Source organism: Sanguibacter sp. Z41_6, from assembly GCF_059621145.1.
Map to the genome: position 1 here is coordinate 53,970 of NZ_JCAQIF010000005.1, position 16,868 is coordinate 70,837.

The following is a 16,868-nucleotide window of genomic DNA, read 5'->3' on the forward strand; positions in this document are numbered from 1 at the left end:
GTCAGCTCCCGGCGGCTGCGAGACGCGCCGCCTCGTCCGCCTCGATCGCCGACCGGACGACCGGCTCGAGGTCGCCGTCGAGGACCTGGTCGAGGTTGTAGGACTTGTAGCCGGTCCGGTGGTCGGCGATGCGGTTCTCGGGGTAGTTGTACGTGCGGATCCGCTCTGACCTGTCCACCGTGCGCACCTGTGAGCGGCGGATGTCGTTGGCCGCTGCCGCCTCCGCCTCCTGCCGCGCCGCGAGCAGCCGTGCGCGCAGCACGCGCATCGCCTGCTCGCGGTTCTGCAGCTGGGACTTCTCGTTCTGCATCGACACGACGATCCCGGAGGGCAGGTGGGTGATGCGCACCGCGGAGTCGGTCGTGTTCACGGACTGGCCGCCGGGCCCCGAGGAGCGGTACACGTCGATGCGCAGGTCGTTCTGGTCGATCTCGAGCTCCCCCGCGTCCTCGACCTCGGGGTAGACGAGAACGCCCACCGCGGAGGTGTGGATCCGGCCCTGGGACTCGGTGACGGGAACGCGCTGGACACGGTGGACGCCGCCCTCGTACTTGAGGTTGGCCCAGGCGCCGTCCTCGGGCGCCACGGTCCCCCGCGCCTTGACCGCGACCTGGACGTCCTTGTACCCGCCGAGGTCCGACTCCGTCGCCGCGATGATCTCGGTCTTCCAGCCTCGCCGTTCGGCATACCGCAGGTACATCCGCAGGAGGTCGCCCGCGAAGAGCGCCGACTCGTCGCCGCCCTCCCCCGCCTTGATCTCGAGGATGACGTCGCGCCCGTCGTCCGGGTCGCGCGGCACGAGCACACGACGCAACTTCTCGGCAGCCGCGTCCGCCGCCGCGCGCAGCTCGGGCAGCTCGGCCGCGAACGACGCGTCCTCCGCCGCGAGCTCGGCCGCGGCGCCGGCGTCGTCGACGCTCTCCCGCCAGCCCCGGTACGCCGCGACCACCTGTCCGAGCTCCGCGTACCGCCGGCCGAGCGCACGCGCTCGCGCCGGGTCCGCGTGGATGGCGGGGTCGGCGAGCTGCGCTTCGATCTCCGCGTGCTCGGCGAGGAGCGGCTCGACCGCCGCGAATGACTCACTCATGGCGTGGTCAGCTTCCTGGTTCGGGTGCGCCGCGGGCTGGGCGCCCGGCGGTAGGACGACGACAGCGCCGGCGGGCCGCACGTCGGCTGCCCCTGGAGAGGTTGTCGACGTACGCCCACCGGCGCTGCTGAGGTACTAGTTGCTCGCGGCCTTCTTGCCGTAGCGAGCCTCGAACCGGGCGACGCGGCCACCGGTGTCGAGGATCTTCTGCTTGCCCGTGTAGAACGGGTGGCAGGCACTGCAGACGTCGGACGAGATACGCCCGGAGGTCTGCGTGCTGCGGGTGACGAACGAGTTGCCACAGGTGCAGGTCACGGTCGTCTCGACGTACTCGGGGTGGATCTCAGCCTTCACGGTGCTTCTCCTTGGGATATGGCCTGGGTCGGGGACGGACAGTCCCCGTGAACCAGAAGCCGACGGGACAGTATGCCAGAACACCGAGGAGGGCAGGAAACTTCCCGCCCCCTCCGACGTCCGGTCGAGCGGGTCAGACGGTGCGGCCGGCGTTCTCGTCGTCGACGAGTCCGTTCGGCGTGGTCTTCTGGACCTGCATGAGGAACTCGGCGTTGGACTTCGTCTGCTTGAGCTTGCCGAGCAGCAGCTCGATCGCCTGCTGCTGGTCGAGCGCACCCATGACCCGGCGGAGCTTGTAGGTCACGCGGAGCTCGTCCTGGCCCATGAGGATCTCCTCGCGGCGCGTGCCCGACGCGTTGACGTCGACCGCCGGGAAGATGCGCTTGTCCGCGAGGGAGCGGGCGAGCCGCAGCTCCATGTTGCCCGTCCCCTTGAACTCCTCGAAGATCACCTCGTCCATCTTCGAGCCGGTCTCGACGAGCGCCGAGGCGAGGATGGTCAACGACCCACCGTTCTCGATGTTGCGCGCTGCACCGAAGAACCTCTTCGGTGGGTAGAGCGCGGACGCGTCCACACCACCGGAGAGGATGCGCCCGGACGCGGGGGCCGCGAGGTTGTAGGCCCGCGAGAGGCGGGTGAGCGAGTCGAGCAGCACGACGACGTCCTGACCGAGCTCGACGAGCCGCTTCGCACGCTCGATGGCGAGCTCGGCGACGATCGTGTGGTCGGACGCGGGGCGGTCGAACGTCGAGGCGATGACCTCGCCCTTGACGGTCCGCTCCATGTCCGTGACCTCCTCGGGGCGCTCGTCCACGAGCACGACCATGAGGTGCACCTCGGGGTTGTTGGCCGTGATCGCGTTGGCGATCTGCTGCATGATGATCGTCTTGCCCGCCTTGGGCGGGGCGACGATGAGACCACGCTGGCCCTTGCCGATCGGGGCGACGATGTCGATGACGCGGGGCGTGAGGCGGGTGGCCTCCGGGGTCTCCAGGCGCAGGCGCTCCTGGGGGTACAGGGGCGTGAGCTTCGAGAAGTCGGCGCGGCCACGTGCCTCGTCAGGAGCCATGCCGTTGATCGTGTCGAGCCGCACGAGCGCGTTGTACTTCTGGCGGTTCGCCGTGGCCTGACCACTCGTGTCGCCGTCCCGGAGCTGGCGGACGACTCCCGTCACGGCGTCGCCCCGTCGCAGACCGGACTTCTTCACCTGGTTGAGGGAGACGTACACGTCGTTGGCCCCGGGCAGGTACCCGCTCGTGCGGACGAACGCGTAGTTGTCGAGGATGTCGAGGATCCCCGCGACGGGGAGCAGGACGTCGTCCTCGCGCACCTCGATGTCCTCGAAGCTTGCAGCGTCGCTCGCGCTCGACCGGTTGCGCCCGCGCTTGCGCTCGTTGACGCGCTCGGCGCCCGGGCGCTCGCTGGCCCGGTCGCGGTAGCGGTCGCGGCCCCGGCGACGCCGGCCCCCACGCTCGTCGTCGTCGTCGGGCCGCTCGTTCTGACGCGGCTCGCCCGCCGGACGCTCGTTCTGACGCGGCTCGCCGCCCGAACGCTCGCTCTGACGCTGCTCGTTGCGCTGACGGCGCGACTCCCGCTGCTCACCGGACGGGTGGGCCGACGCGTCGGCAGTGTCGCCCGCACCCTGCGGAGCGTCGTCGGCGGCGCCACGTGCCGGGCGTCCCTGCTCGACGGCGACGTCGGGAACGATCCCGGCCACGAGGTCCTGCGGCGCGCCGGCGCCCCGGGCCGCGCGACGGGACCCGCGCTCACGCTGCGAGCGCTGGTCCGGGAGGGTGACGTCGACGACGGCTGCCGCCGCACGGGCGGCACGCTCGTCCGCCGTCTCACCCGCTGCGAGACGGATGTCGCGGCGCCCGCGCTCCCGGCGCGCGGCACCGTCGCCGCGCTCGGGAGTCTCGGGCTGCTGCTCCGGCGCACCGTCGGTGCGGCCGTCCGTCGTCGATGCGACGGGCGCGCTGGTGGTGGTGGATCCGCTGTCAGCGGGCTCCGAGACGCGCGGGGCCCGGGCGGAGCGGGTCGCCCGCCGACCGCCCTCGGACGCGCCGACGGCATCGTCGACGATGACGGCTGCAGCGGGTCGGCTTCCCGCTCCCTGGGTGCTCTTGATCGCGTCGACGAGGTCACTCTTGCGCATCTTCGACGTGCCCTTGACCCCGAGCTGCGAGGCGAGCGCCTGGAGCTCCGGGAGGCGCAGCGCGGAGATCGCACCGGCCCGGGCTGAGCCACCGGCAGCGGAGCTGTTCGACGTGGTCTCGATGGTTTCTGTCACGAAGGACCCTTCCCCCTCGTCATGGCCTCACGTCGGGAACGACGGGCCACGGGCGGTCGACGTCCGGCACTGAGGCGGCCGGGACGCAGTACGAACGCGCCACGTCGAGGAGAGATGACGTCAGCTGACGCGGTTCGGATGGAAACTCGCATCGCCTGCCCAGACCGCATCCCCCGTGTCCGCGATCAGATCGATCGACGACGAACGGTGGGTCGGTTCTTCACGGCTGTCAGAGGCGCGCTGTCGGCCGGCGACAGCCGGCCCTGCGAGAAACTCTCGCCACTATAGCACCGCGGGCTTCTCCGGAAGAGTCCCCGAGCCGGGACGATCAGAGCCGCTCGACGAACCCGCCGCGCTGCTCCACGCCTGGGCGCAGGGCCCGCCAGGCGCCTGAGCCACCGATGAGCTCGTCGACCGCCGCGTCCTCGACGGCACGCGCGCCGGTGCGCCCGAGCACGAGGACCGTCGGTCCGGCACCGGAGACGGCAGCGGCCAGCCCGTGCGACCGCAACCCCTGCACGAGTTCCCAGGACGCGGACATGACCGCCGACCGCTGCTCCTGGTGGAGACGGTCCTCGGTCGCGTCGAACAGCAGCGCCGGCTCGTGCGCCAGGGCATGGACGAGCAGCGCGGCACGCCCGGCGTTGAACGCCGCGTCGGCGTGCGGCACCGTCGCGGGCAGCACGCCCCGCGCTGCGTGCGTCGACAGCCTGGCGGTGGGTACCACGAGCAGGGGCACGACCTCGTCGTGGACCTGCAGGCGAGCGGCCCGCGGCCGGCCTTCCGTCCAGGCGACCGTCGCACCGCCGAGGATGGCTGGGGCCGCGTTGTCCGGGTGCCCCTCGAGCTCCGTGGCCAGGGCGAGGACCGTCTCGTCGTCGAGAGCCGCGGGGTCCGCGACGAGCCCACGTGCGGCGAGGAGCCCGGCGACCGCCGCGGCCGCCGACGACCCCATGCCGCGCCCGTGCGGGATGGCGTTGGTGCACGTCAGGCGCAGCCCGGTGATCGGCGCTCCGACATGGTCGAGCGCCATCCGCAGCGCGCGGACGACGAGGTGCCCCTCGTCGTCGGGCACCTCCCCCGCGCCCTCGCCGACGACCTCGACGCGGACGCGGTCGTCGGCGACAGCGCGCACCTCGACGACGTCGTGGTGCGCGAGCGCGAGACCGAGGGCGTCGAAGCCCGGGCCGAGGTTGGCGCTCGTCGCCGGAACGTGCACGCGGACGTGGTCCGCTCCCAGCTGCACGGGACGCCCGGTCAGACGAGCTCGAGGGCGTCAGCGATCGAGACGACGTCCGCCGTCACACGCTGCGGGACCACCTCGATGCCGTCCGCGCCCTTGAGCGCCCACTGCGGGTCCTTGAGACCGTGACCCGTCACCGTGACGACGATGCGGGCCCCGGCGGGCACGAGGCCCCGCCGCGCACGCGAGAGGATCCCGGCGACACCTGCCGCCGACGCCGGTTCGACGAACACCCCGACCTGGGACGACAGGAGGCGGTGGGCCGCAAGGATCTCCTCGTCGGTGACCGCCTCGATGACACCGCCCGAGGTGTCCCGCGCCTCCTCGGCCTGCGACCACGAGGCCGGGTTGCCGATGCGGATCGCCGTCGCGATCGTCTCCGGCTCCGTGATCGGGTGCCCGGCGACGATCGGGGCAGCACCGGCGGCCTGGAACCCCCACATCTGGGGCAGTCGCGTCGAGACGCCAGCGGCCAGGTACTCCGTGTACCCCTTCCAGTACGCCGTGATGTTGCCGGCGTTGCCCACGGGCAGCGCGTGGATCGTCGGAGCATCGCCCAGGACGTCGACGACCTCGAAGGACCCGGTCTTCTGTCCCTCGATGCGGTCGGGGTTGACGGAGTTGACGAGCTCCACCGGGTAGGAGTCCGCGAGCTTGCGGGCGGCCACGAGGCAGTCGTCGAAGTTGCCGTCGACCTGGAGGAGCTTGGCGCCGTGCGCGATGGCCTGGCTGAGCTTGCCGAGCGCGATCTTGCCGTCCGGGACGAGCACGGCGCACGTCATACCCGCTGCGGTCGCGTACGCCGCGGCGGATGCGGAGGTGTTGCCCGTCGACGCGCAGACGACGACCTTGGCGCCCTTGTGCGCCGCCGCCGAGATGGCGGTCGTCATGCCGCGGTCCTTGAACGACCCGGTCGGGTTCATTCCCTCGACCTTGAGGAAGACGTCAGCACCCGTGAGCGCGCTGAGCGCGGGAGCCGGGACGAGGGGTGTGCCGCCCTCGCCGAGGGTCACGACGTGGGTCTTGAGGTGTGCGGGCAGCAGCGCTGCATACTCGCGGATGATTCCCTGCCACACGTGGGCCATCAGGCTCCCTCGACTCTCAGAACGGACGTGACGTCCTGGACGGCGTCCAGGTCGGCGATCGCGGCCACGGTCGCGACGAGCGCAGCCTCCGGCGCGCTGTGGGTCGTGATGACCAGGTGTGCCGTCCCGTCGCTCCCGGGCGCCGCGGGCTGCGGCGCCTGGCGGACGGCCTCGATGGACACGCCGTGCTCGGCGACGACCCGCGCCACCTGCGCGAGCACGCCGGGCCGGTCGGCGACAGCGATCCGCACCTGGTAGCGGGTGGTCGCCGACGCGGCCGGTGCGATCGCGAGCTCCGCGTAGCTGGACTCGGCGGGACCCTTGCTGCCCAGCACGCGGTGCCGCGCGACGGACACGACGTCTCCGAGGACCGCGGACGCCGTCGGCGCGCCACCGGCGCCGCGCCCGTAGAACATGAGCTCCCCGGCAGCCTCGGCCTCGATGAAGACGGCGTTGAACGCCCCGTGCACGCCGGCGAGCGGATGGCTGAGCGGTACGAGCGCGGGGTGGACGCGTGCGGACACCCCCTCGGCCGTGACCTCGCAGATCGCGAGGAGCTTGATGACGTGGCCGGTGCTCGTCGCCCAGCTGACGTCGTCGGCGGTGATCGCCGTGATGCCCTCGCGGCTCACGTCGTCGAGGGTCACCCGCGTGTGGAAGGCCAGCGACGCGAGGATCGCTGCCTTCGCCGCGGCGTCGAAGCCCTCCACGTCGGCCGTGGGGTCGGCTTCCGCGTACCCGAGCTCCTGGGCCTGGCGCACGGCCGTGTCGAGGTCGAGACCGAGCGTCGTCATCTGGTCGAGGACGTAGTTCGTCGTGCCGTTGACGATGCCCAGCACACGCTGCACACGGTCACCCGCGAGGGACTCACGGACCGGGCGGACGATCGGGATCGCACCCGCGACCGCCGCCTCGTAGTACACGTCGACCCCGGCCTCGTCGGCCGCCCGGTAGAGGGTGGGCCCGTCCTCGGCGAGCAGCGCCTTGTTCGCGGTCACCACCGACGCCCCGGCAGCGATCGCGCGCAGGATCAGCGAGCGCGCCGGCTCGATGCCGCCCATGACCTCGATGACGATGTCCGCACGGGCCACCAGGTCCTCGGCGTCCTGCGTGAGGAGCGTGCGGTCGACGACCGCGTCACGCTCCGACGCGACGTCGCGCACCGCGATCCCCACGAGCTCGAGCCGCGCGCCGACGCGCGCCGCGAGGTCGTCGGCCTGCTCCACGAGCAGGCGCACGACCTCCGTCCCGACGACACCGCATCCGAGCAGTGCGACACGAAGCACTGTTGGTGCAGGCACAGGTTGGCCACCCTTCGATCGATTCGAGCTGGGTCAGGAGTCGTCCCAGGATACGCAGCCGCGAGCGGGTCCCCGGACGTCAGCCCACGTCGAGCGCGAGCAGGTCGTCCTCGGTCTCCCGGCGCACGATCACGCGTGCCGAACCGTCGCGCAGCGCCACCACGGGCGGGCGCAGGACGTGGTTGTAGTTCGAGGCCATGGAACGCCCGTAGGCACCGGTGGCGGGCACGGCGAGCAGGTCACCGGGGGCCACGTCCGCAGGGAGCTGCACGTCGCCGATGACGATGTCGCCGCTCTCGCAGTGCTTGCCGACGACCCGTGCCCGGACCGTCTCGGCGGAACCCGGTCGGTTGACGAGGCGGGCGGTGTACTGCGCGCCGTAGAGAGCGGGCCGGATGTTGTCGCTCATGCCGCCGTCCACCGCGACGTACGTACGCACGCTCCCGTCGTCGAGCGTCACCGGCTTGACGACGCCGACCGTGTAGAGGGTGACGGTCGTCGGGCCGACGATCGCGCGGCCGGGCTCGATCGAGACACGCGGCGCGGTCGTGCCGAGCTCGGCGCACACGTCCGCCATGACGGCCGCGAGCTGGCGGGCGAGCAGGGGGACGTCGATGGGGATCTCACCCGGGACGTACGCGATGCCGTACCCGCCACCGAGGTCGAGCTCGGGCAGGAGGTACCCCGTCGCGGCACGCAGGTCCTCCCGCAGGACGAGCATGACCCGCGTGTTGACCTCGAACGCCGCCGGGTCCTGGATCTGCGACCCGATGTGCGTGTGCGCGCCGAGCAGCTCCAGCTCAGGGTGGTCCAGCACGGCCGACAGGGCCTCGAGGGCCTTTCCGCCGGCGAGCGAGATGCCGAACTTCTGGTCCTCGTGAGCCGTCGAGATGAACTCGTGGCCGCCTGCGTGGATACCGGTGGTGACCCGCACCATGACCGGCACGCGGTCCGCCGCGGACCGGCCGGCCGCGCGTGCGAGCTCCGCGACCCGGTCGATCTCTGCGAAGGAGTCGACGACGATCCGTCCCACGCGGTGCTCGATGGCGCGCCGCAGCTCGTCGTCGGACTTGTTGTTCCCGTGCAGCCCGATCGCCGGCCCGGGGACGCCTGCGCGCAGGGCGACGGCGAGCTCCCCGCCGGTGCACGTGTCGACGCGCAGCCCGTCCTCGTGCGCCCACCGGGCGACGGCGACGGAGAGGAACGACTTCCCCGCGTAGTAGACGTCGACCTCGCTGCCGATGGCACCGAACGCCTCGCCGAAGGCGTCCTGGAACATCCGGGCGCGCTCGTGGAACGCCTGCTCGTCGAGGAGGAACGCCGGGGTGCCGTGCTCGGCGGCAACCTCTCGGACGTCGAGGCCGGCGAGCTGGAGCGCGCCGTCGTGGATCGCGGCCGTGAGCGGCCAGACGGACGCGTCGAGGTCGGTCGGGCCGGCCGCGGGCATGCTCTGCTGCGTCACCTGCCGCTCACATCCGCTCAGGTGCACTGACGCCCAGGAGGCTCAGGCCGTTGGCGAGCACCTGACGCGTCGCGTCGTTGAGCCACAGACGAGCCCGGTGGGTGTCGGTGACGTCCTCGTCGCCCACGGGCGTCACGCGGCACGCGCCGTACCACTTGTGGTAGTCACCGGCGAGCGCCTCGAGGTACCGCGCGACCCGGTGCGGCTCACGCAGCTCCGCGGCCTGCGCGATCACGCGGGGGAACTCGGTGAGCGCCCCGAGGAGCGCGGCCTCGGTGGGGTCGACGAGCAGCGACGGGTCGAAGGCGTCCGTGCCGTCAGCGGCCGTGCGTGCGACGCCGTGGTCCGCGGCGTTGCGCGCGACGTTCGCGGTGCGCGCGTGGGCGTACTGCACGTAGAAGACCGGGTTGTCGTTCGTGGCACGCGCCAGGAGGTCGAGGTCGATGTCGAGGCTCGAGTCCGTGGACGAGCGCACGAGGGAGTACCGCGCGGCGTCGACGCCGACGGCCTCGACGAGGTCCTCGAGCGTGACGACGGTGCCCGCCCGCTTGCTCATGCGCAGCGGCTGGCCGTCCTTGAGCAGGTTGACCATCTGTCCGATGAGGATCTGCAGGTGCTCACCGGGGGTGTCGCCGAACGCCGCGCACACGGCCATGAGCCGTGCGACGTACCCGTGGTGGTCGGCGCCGAGCATCATGATGACGTCCGTCGCCCCGCGCTCGCGCTTGTCGAGGTAGTAGGCGATGTCCGCCGCGATGTACGCGGCCTCGCCGTCGGACTTGATGACGACGCGGTCCTTGTCGTCGCCGAAGTCCGTCGTGCGCAACCACGTGGCGCCGTCCTTCTCGTAGATGTGGCCCGCCTCGCGCAGCCGGGCGACGGCGCGCTCGACAGCGCCGGACTCGTGGAGCGAGTCCTCGTGGAAGTAGACGTCGAAGTCGACACCGAAGCCGTGCAGCGCGGCCTTGATCTCGCCGAACATGCGCTCGACGCCGATCGACCGGAACACCTCCTGGGCCTCCGCCTCCGGGAGCGTCAGCGGGTCCGGGCCACCGTCGGCTGCCACCTGGGCGAGCACCGCGTCGGCGATGTCCTGGATGTACTGCCCGCCGTAGCCGTCCTCGGGGGCGTCCTCGCCCTTCGCGCGGGCGAGGAGCGACCGGGCGAACCTGTCGATCTGCGCGCCGTGGTCGTTGAAGTAGTACTCACGGGTCACCTCGGCGCCCGCCGCCTGGAGCACGCGCGCGAGGGAGTCGCCGACCGCGGCCCAGCGGACACCACCGATGTGGATGGGGCCGGTCGGGTTCGCCGAGACGAACTCGAGGTTCACCCGCTTGCCGGCCTCCGCGTCGCCGCGCCCGTACCGTTCTCCCTGCTCGACGATCGTCCGAGCGAGCTCACCCGCGGCAGCGGCGTCGAGCGTGATGTTGAGGAAGCCGGGACCCGCGACGTCGACGGAACGGATCCCGTCGCTGCCCGCGAGGCGCGCGGCGAGGTTCTCGGCGACCTGACGCGGCGGGACTCCCGCCTTCTTGGCGAGCTGCAGGGCGACGTTCGTCGCCCAGTCACCGTGCTCGCGCTGACGCGGTCGCTCCACCCGGACCTCGGTGGGAAGGTCGGCGGGATCGAGCGCGAGGGTGCCGTCCGCGACAGCGGCGGCGAGGGCAGCGCTCAGTACGGTGGAGAGCTCGTTGGGGGTCACTCCCCGAGTCTAGCGACAGGCGCATCGACGTCCGGCCCGGTGCGGGCCGCGACCGCTGGGCGCACCGCCGGGGCGTCCCGCGTGAACACGGTCCCGAGGTGCTGGTAATGTGCTCCATGCCTGACCGGTCATGGGTCCCCGACCCCGCCGGCACGGTCCCCGCCCTCGTAGCTCAGGGGATAGAGCGTCTGCCTCCGGAGCAGAAGGTCGTAGGTTCGAATCCTATCGAGGGCACCACACGTCGTGGGTGCACGCACCGTGGCCCACCGGCCTGGTGGGCCACCTCCCCCACTCCCTCGTCGAGCGCTGGATGATCCGGCGCACCCCTCAGTGAGACGACGTCGGCCTGTCGCTCGTGCCGGACGGGCCCGCGCTCACGATCGTCGGTCCGCCTGCCTCGCGCGTGCCGCTCGCAGCTGCCGCGGCCGACCGACGTGCGCCGACGAGGTTGAGGACCACCCCGACGGCCACCCACACGGCGAGGGTCGCGGCAGGTGCGAGGCCACCGTGGCCGCCGAAGTACGCGGCCGAGCGGACGAGCGCACCCGTCGCTCCGGGCGGGAGCAGCTGTCCGACGGCGCCGAGGCCGGCCGGCAGCCACGCGCCGGTCGTCGCGATGCCCGCGAGCGGGTTGCCGAGGAACATCATCGCCATGGCCCCGAGGGTGAAGCCCTTGCCACCGAAGAGCTGCTGCAGGCCGGCGAGCGGGAGCGCGAGGGCGGCGATGCCGAGCGCCATGGAGCCGGCGACGGGCCAGAACGCGGACACGATGCTGCCGAACCAGACCTGGAGCACCGCGGCGACGACGGATCCGCCGATCGCGGAGAAGACGAGGAGCCCGGCGACGCGCCACGCCTGGCTGCGGGGGAAGACGGACCGGAAGGCGACTGCGGGGACGATGCCGCCGAAGACGAGCGGGAACGCGAGCCCACCGATCCCGATGCCGGTGGGGTCCGTGTCGGGCAACGGGACGACGTCGGTCACGACGACCGGGACGTCGAGGGCTGCGGCCATCTGGGTGGCGGTGGCGGTGAGCACCCCGGAGATCGCCGTGGACCCGGCGCTCGCGACGAGGACGTGCACCTCGTCGTCGACGACGAGGCCTCCGACGACGTCGCGCTCCTCGATGGCCGTCCGGAGCGCGTCGTCGGACGCGAAGGACTGCGGGGTGTAGGCGCCCGGTGCGAGCGTCGCGAGGGACTCCTGCGCCTGCGCGACCGCGGCCGGGCTGCCGACGAGGCCGGTCGGCAGGTCCCGTGCCCCGCTCTTGAGCGAGGGAAGGATGAACAGCGCGAGGAGAGCGACGAGGATCGCACCCAGCCCCACGGTCATCCTCGCGAGCGAGACCGCCGGGTGAGGTGCGCGCCGGCCGCGCTGGCCGGTGTCCCGCCCGTCGGGCGCCACGTCGGGGGTGTCGGTGGGCGCGTCGGTGAGGGCGGTCGTCGCCATGGGGTGCTGTCCGATCTGTAGTGGAGGAAGATCCTCCACTTTAGCGGAGGATCTTCCTCCACGTAGGATGGGTGCGCAGGAGATCCGTCACAGCGCCACGACACCCGCCCGCCGTCCCCCGGGCACGCGAGCCCCCAGAAGCTGGAGCAGGCCATGCGAGCAGACGCCGCCCGACGACGGGCCGCCCTCGTCCGGGAGGCGCGCCGGCTCTTCGCCGAAGCAGGCAGCGACGTCGCGCTCGAGGCGGTCGCCGACAGCGCGGGCGTGGGTATCGCGACGCTCTACCGCAACTTCGCCTCACGCGCCGAGATCATCGACGAGGTCGCCCTCGCGATCCTCGACGACATCCGTGCAGCGACGGACGAGGCCGCCGGCGAGCTCACACACGGACCCGAGGCCGCCTGGCGCACCTACGTCGACCGACTCGTCGAGCTCGACCTCGGCGCACTCACCGCCGCCCTGTCCCAGCACCTGGGCGACCGTCTCGACGGCCCCGTCCGCACCGCCCAGGACACGGCCCTGACAGCCGTCGACGCGCTGCTCATCGACGTCCGCAGCGCCGGCCTCGTCCCGGACGACCTCGGTGCGCTCGACCTCGTCGTGGCCGTCGCCATCCTCACGCGCCCCCAGCCGACCCTCGTCCGGCACGCCACGCCCGACCTCGTCGACCGCATGGTCTCGACCCTGGTCGACGGTCTCCGGGCCAGGGCACGCCGCCCTTCCGAGGCGACCACGGACAGCCGCGCGGCGACCTGATCCGGTCGCCGGTCCTGCCGATCGCCCCTGGCGAACCGGGCACGTGGGACCTTCGACGCATGTGCCAGCCCCCTCGGCGACCTAGCGTGATGCGTAGACCCACTCACCCCAGGTAGCCACGAAGAGGACACCATGACACTCACGGACACCCCGGTCACCGGATCGGTCGCGCAGCACATCGACCAGCTCGTCGAGGCCGCGCAGGGCGCGCTGGCCGACTACGCGTCCTTCACCCAGGAGCAGATCGACCACATCGTCAAGAAGGCCTCGGTCGCCGCGCTCAACCACCACGGCGAGCTCGCCGTCCAGGCCGTGCGCGAGACAGGGCGCGGGGTGTTCGAGGACAAGGCCGTGAAGAACATCTTCGCGTGCGAGCACGTCACCAACTCGATGGTCGGTCTCAAGACCGTCGGCGTGATCAGCCGCGACGAGCTCACGGGGATCACCGAGATCGCCGAACCCGTCGGCGTCATCTGCGGGGTCACCCCCGTGACGAACCCGACCTCCACCGCGATCTTCAAGGCCCTCATCGCCCTCAAGACCCGGAACCCGATCGTGTTCGGCTTCCACCCGTCCGCACAGGGATGCTCGGTCTCCGCAGCGAAGGTCGTGCGTGACGCGGCCGTCGCGGCCGGCGCCCCCGAGAACTGCATCCAGTGGATCGCGACCCCGTCGCTCGAGGCCACGAGCCTCCTCATGAACCACCCCGGCGTCTCCCTCATCCTCGCGACCGGCGGCAATGCGATGGTGCGCGCGGCGTACTCGTGCGGCAAGCCCGCGCTCGGCGTCGGCGCCGGGAACGTCCCGGCGTTCATCGAGCGGTCCGCCAAGCTCAAGCGCGCCGTCAACGACGTGGTGCTGTCCAAGGCGTTCGACAACGGCATGATCTGCGCGTCGGAGCAGGCCGTCATCCTCGACGCACCCATCTACGACGACGCGATGGCAGAGTTCGCGACCTTGCACGCCTACCGGGCGGACGCGGCCGAGAAGGCGATGCTCGAGGAGTACATCTTCGGCGTCCAGGCCGGCTCCACGAACTGCGGCGAGGCGAAGCTCAACGCCAAGGTCGTCGGCCAGTCGCCCGTGTGGATCGCCCAGCAGGCCGGGTTCACCGTCCCGGAGGACACCTCCATCATCCTCGCGGAGGTCTCCGGCGTCGGGCCCCACGAGCCCCTCACCCGCGAGAAGCTCGCGCCGGTGCTCGCCGTGCTCCGGGCCGACGGTGCCGAAGAAGGCATCTCGCTGTCCGAGCAGATGGTGGAGTTCGACGGCCTCGGTCACTCGGGCGCCATCCACAGCGAGGACGCAGCCGTCATCGAGGAGTTCGGGTCCCGCGTCAAGGCGGTCCGCATCATCACCAACGCCCCGAGCTCGCTCGGCGGCATCGGCGACATCTACAACGCCTTCATCCCCTCGCTGACGCTCGGGTGCGGCTCCTACGGCCACAACTCCGTCTCCAACAACGTCTCCGCGGTGAACCTCGTCAACATCAAGCGCATCGGTCGGAGGAACAACAACTTGCAGTGGTTCAAGGTCCCCGCGAAGACGTACTTCGAGCCCAACGCCATCCGTTACCTCGCGGACATGCGTGGCATCAGCCGGGTGACGATCGTCACCGACTCGACCATGACGAAGCTCGGCTTCGTCGACAAGATCCTCGACGTGCTCAACCGGCGCGGCGACCGCATCGCCCTGCAGATCATCGACGACATCCTGCCCGAGCCCACGGTCGACTCCGTGCAGAAGGGCGCCGAGCAGATGCGGCACTTCAACCCGGACACGATCATCGCGCTCGGGGGCGGCTCGCCGATGGACGCCGCGAAGGTCATGTGGCTGCTCTACGAGCACCCCGAGATCGAGTTCGCCGACATGAAGGAGAAGTTCTTCGACGTCCGCAAGCGCGCCTTCAAGTTCCCCGACCTCGGCGAGAAGGCCAGCCTCGTGTGCATCCCGACGACGTCGGGTACCGGCTCCGAGATGACGCCGTTCGCGGTGATCAGCGACCCGGTGTCGGGGAAGAAGTACCCGCTCGCCGACTACGCGCTCACCCCGACGGTCGCGATCGTGGACCCGGTGCTCACCGCGATGATGCCGTCCTTCCTCGCCGCCGACTCCGGGTTCGACGCCCTGACGCACGCGACCGAGGCGTACGTGTCGGTCTACGCGAACGACTTCACCGACGGGCTGTGCCTCCACGCGATCAAGCTCATCTTCGAGAACATCGAGGCGTCGGTCGTCGGCGGGCCCGGCAGCACGGAGGAGACCGTGGTCAAGGCGCGCGAGAAGCTGCACAACGCGGCCTCCATCGCCGGCATGGCGTTCGGGAACGCGTTCCTCGGGATCGTCCACGCCATGGCCCACGTCACGGGTGCGCAGTTCCACCTCATCCACGGACGCACGAACGCGACGTACCTGCCGCACGTCATCCGGTACAACGGCACGGTCCCGACGAAGCTCACGAGCTGGCCCAAGTATGAGCACTACGTCGCTCCGGAGCGCTTCCAGCAGATTGCCCAGCACCTCGGGCTCCCTGCTGCGACACCGGAGGAGGGCGTCGAGTCCTACGCCCGTGCCGTCGAGAAGCTCCGCGACGCCGTGGGCATGCCCCGGTCGTTCCAGGACCAGGGCGTCCCGGAGGCCGACTTCATCGGCCAGCTCGACACCCTCGCCATGGGCGCCTACGAGGACCAGTGCGCTCCCGCGAACCCGCGGATGCCGATGCTCGAGGACATGAAGACGCTCATGGAGGCGGCCTACTACGGCACGTCCTTCGCGGAGGTCCGGGCCCGCCGGGCCGCGGCGTCGGAGACTTCCGCGGCGTCCGAGAGCCCTGCGGCATCGGAGAACCCCGCGGCATCGTGACGGTCACCTGACCGTCCGCCCAGCTCCCGTTCGGTAGCCGCGACGCAGAAGGACCCCGTACCACCGGTACGGGGTCCTTCTGCGTGTACGGGGTCCTTCTGCGTGCGGGCGCTCGCCGCGGCCTGTCTCCGGGCGGGCGGCCGGGGTGCTCAGCCGATCAGCGGGAAGTCTTCTGGGCCTCGACACCGGACGTGTACTCCCAGTGCCACGGCTCGTACGCACCGGAGCCGCCCTTGCGCGCCCACGGGGGGTTGTCCCAGCCGTACAACGGAGCGTTGGTGTTGAGCCAGTCCCACTTGTCCGAGCCCTTGTAGCTCTCGCTGCAGATGTCGACCGCGAGGCCCCAGCCGTGCTGCGACGTCCCGGGCCGTGCGGCGAACCCGCCCTTCTGGCTCTTGAGCGTGTACTGCGACGCGAGCGTCCGGTAGGAGTCCGTGATGCACATGTTCACGCCGAACTCGGCCACGTACGCGTCGTTGAGGGCGGTGAGCGCCACCGCGGCTTCCGCCTGCAGCATCTGCCCGGTCCCCCACAGCTTGCACAGCGTGCTCGTGTCGAGGTTCCCGTTCGTGCCGATCGCTTCCGTGCTCGCATCGCACCCGGAGGTCCCGGTGCGCTCCGCGGAGCGGCTCGCTGCCTGGACGGTGCGCTGGTCCTCGGGGACGACCTGGGCGATGCTCGGCGGCGGCGTCGCGTCGACGGTGGCGTTACCGACGACCTCGAGCGTGCTGGGTCCGTCGACGCCGTCAGCCGGGAGAGCTGCGGCGACCGCCGTGCCAGCACCCGAGGAGGACGCCCCGGTACCAGCTCCGCCGTCGGCCCCTGCGGTGAGCGGCACAGCGATCGTCGCGATCGCGAGTCCCGTGAGGACTGCTGCGCGAGGGATCCACCGCGCCCGGGGAGCGAACGAGGCACCCCGCTCGGTTCCCCGGCGGGGAGTCTCCGTGCGCTTCTCCGGCCGCTTCGCGGCCGGTCCGGCCACCGTCGGAGCCGTCGTCGACGCCACGAGCGCGGGGCGAGGGGACGCCGCAGGCTGCACGGTCGGGCGGGTCAGCCTCGGACGCCGCGAGTTCTGCGCGGCCGCGGCCTCGGCCGCCTCCCGAAGGGCTCGCCTCGAGAGAGGCGCTTCGCCTGACGGCATGTTGCTCTGCTGCACGACACCTCGCTGTAGTCACAACCCGCGCCGAACGCCGGTCGCACGAAGCGGTCCCACTCCTCACCGCACGTCTCCGCCGCAGGGCGAACCGGGCGAAGGAACCGGGAGGAGCAAGACCGCA

12 protein-coding genes and 1 tRNA gene are annotated in these 16,868 nt (G+C 71.5%); 3 read left to right on the plus strand and 10 right to left on the minus strand.

The window, feature by feature from the left end; translation table 11 throughout:
• Window position 1: 1 nt before the first annotated feature.
• The 8 genes from prfA to argS all read right to left on the minus strand — a co-directional run bounded on the left by prfA (window position 2) and on the right by argS (window position 10,524).
• Window positions 2-1,087, minus strand: coding sequence for a peptide chain release factor 1 (prfA, locus tag AC54T1_RS12130; protein WP_484346006.1), 1,086 nt, complete (start codon window positions 1,085-1,087; stop codon window positions 2-4).
• A 135-nt stretch (window positions 1,088-1,222) separates the two neighbouring features.
• Window positions 1,223-1,441: a 50S ribosomal protein L31 gene (gene rpmE, locus AC54T1_RS12135; RefSeq protein ID WP_484346005.1), complete on the minus strand. Its 219-nt coding sequence runs from the start codon at window positions 1,439-1,441 to the stop codon at window positions 1,223-1,225.
• Window positions 1,442-1,574: 133 nt separating this feature from the next.
• Entirely contained in the window at window positions 1,575-3,731 is a 2,157-nt protein-coding gene (gene rho, locus AC54T1_RS12140; protein WP_496912099.1) for a transcription termination factor Rho, read from the minus strand.
• 328 nt (window positions 3,732-4,059) lie between these two features.
• Complete coding sequence (gene thrB, locus AC54T1_RS12145; protein WP_484346003.1) at window positions 4,060-4,977, minus strand: homoserine kinase; 918 nt, start codon at window positions 4,975-4,977, stop codon at window positions 4,060-4,062.
• An 11-nt stretch (window positions 4,978-4,988) separates the two neighbouring features.
• Complete coding sequence (gene thrC / locus AC54T1_RS12150; RefSeq protein WP_484346002.1) at window positions 4,989-6,059, minus strand: threonine synthase; 1,071 nt, start codon at window positions 6,057-6,059, stop codon at window positions 4,989-4,991.
• Window positions 6,059-7,360 (minus strand): homoserine dehydrogenase, encoded by a 1,302-nt coding sequence (locus AC54T1_RS12155; protein WP_496912100.1) that lies wholly within the window; start codon window positions 7,358-7,360, stop codon window positions 6,059-6,061. Before AC54T1_RS12155 ends, thrC begins: the two co-directional genes overlap by 1 nt.
• A gap of 79 nt (window positions 7,361-7,439) precedes the next feature.
• Window positions 7,440-8,807, minus strand: a complete 1,368-nt coding sequence (gene lysA, locus AC54T1_RS12160) for a diaminopimelate decarboxylase (protein ID WP_496912162.1) — start codon at window positions 8,805-8,807, stop codon at window positions 7,440-7,442.
• Between the two features lie 22 nt (window positions 8,808-8,829).
• Window positions 8,830-10,524 carry an arginine--tRNA ligase gene (argS, locus tag AC54T1_RS12165; protein ID WP_496912101.1) on the minus strand — a complete coding sequence of 565 codons (1,695 nt, stop codon included), beginning with the start codon at window positions 10,522-10,524 and terminating at the stop codon, window positions 8,830-8,832.
• Between the two features lie 161 nt (window positions 10,525-10,685).
• On the opposite strand from argS, the gene AC54T1_RS12170 reads away from it, so the two are divergent.
• Window positions 10,686-10,761: transfer RNA gene (locus AC54T1_RS12170), tRNA-Arg, on the plus strand.
• Window positions 10,762-10,851: 90 nt separating this feature from the next.
• On the opposite strand, the gene AC54T1_RS12175 is transcribed toward AC54T1_RS12170, so the two are convergent.
• A complete protein-coding gene (locus AC54T1_RS12175; RefSeq protein WP_496912102.1) occupies window positions 10,852-11,973 on the minus strand; it encodes a hypothetical protein in 1,122 nt (373 codons plus the stop codon).
• 153 nt (window positions 11,974-12,126) lie between these two features.
• Between AC54T1_RS12175 and AC54T1_RS12180 the strand changes: the two genes are divergently transcribed.
• The gene (locus AC54T1_RS12180) at window positions 12,127-12,729 is read left to right on the plus strand and encodes a TetR/AcrR family transcriptional regulator (RefSeq protein WP_496912103.1); all 603 of its coding nucleotides are present in this window, start codon (window positions 12,127-12,129) and stop codon (window positions 12,727-12,729) included.
• A 132-nt stretch (window positions 12,730-12,861) separates the two neighbouring features.
• A complete protein-coding gene (gene adhE / locus AC54T1_RS12185; protein ID WP_484345997.1) occupies window positions 12,862-15,591 on the plus strand; it encodes a bifunctional acetaldehyde-CoA/alcohol dehydrogenase in 2,730 nt (909 codons plus the stop codon).
• A 157-nt stretch (window positions 15,592-15,748) separates the two neighbouring features.
• On the opposite strand, the gene AC54T1_RS12190 is transcribed toward adhE, so the two are convergent.
• Window positions 15,749-16,573: a M15 family metallopeptidase gene (locus AC54T1_RS12190; RefSeq protein WP_484345996.1), complete on the minus strand. Its 825-nt coding sequence runs from the start codon at window positions 16,571-16,573 to the stop codon at window positions 15,749-15,751.
• Window positions 16,574-16,868 lie beyond the last annotated feature (295 nt).

What these genes read in the sequence shown, in the direction of transcription:
- AC54T1_RS12180 (WP_496912103.1), top strand. Translation starts at nt 12,127, where the DNA reads ATGCGAGCAGACGCCGCCCGACGACGGGCCGCCCTCGTCCGGGAGGCG.
- AC54T1_RS12175 (WP_496912102.1), bottom strand. Translation starts at nt 11,973, where the DNA reads ATGGCGACGACCGCCCTCACCGACGCGCCCACCGACACCCCCGACGTG.
- adhE (WP_484345997.1), top strand. Translation starts at nt 12,862, where the DNA reads ATGACACTCACGGACACCCCGGTCACCGGATCGGTCGCGCAGCACATC.
- lysA (WP_496912162.1), bottom strand. Translation starts at nt 8,807, where the DNA reads ATGCCCGCGGCCGGCCCGACCGACCTCGACGCGTCCGTCTGGCCGCTC.
- thrC (WP_484346002.1), bottom strand. Translation starts at nt 6,059, where the DNA reads ATGGCCCACGTGTGGCAGGGAATCATCCGCGAGTATGCAGCGCTGCTG.
- prfA (WP_484346006.1), bottom strand. Translation starts at nt 1,087, where the DNA reads ATGAGTGAGTCATTCGCGGCGGTCGAGCCGCTCCTCGCCGAGCACGCG.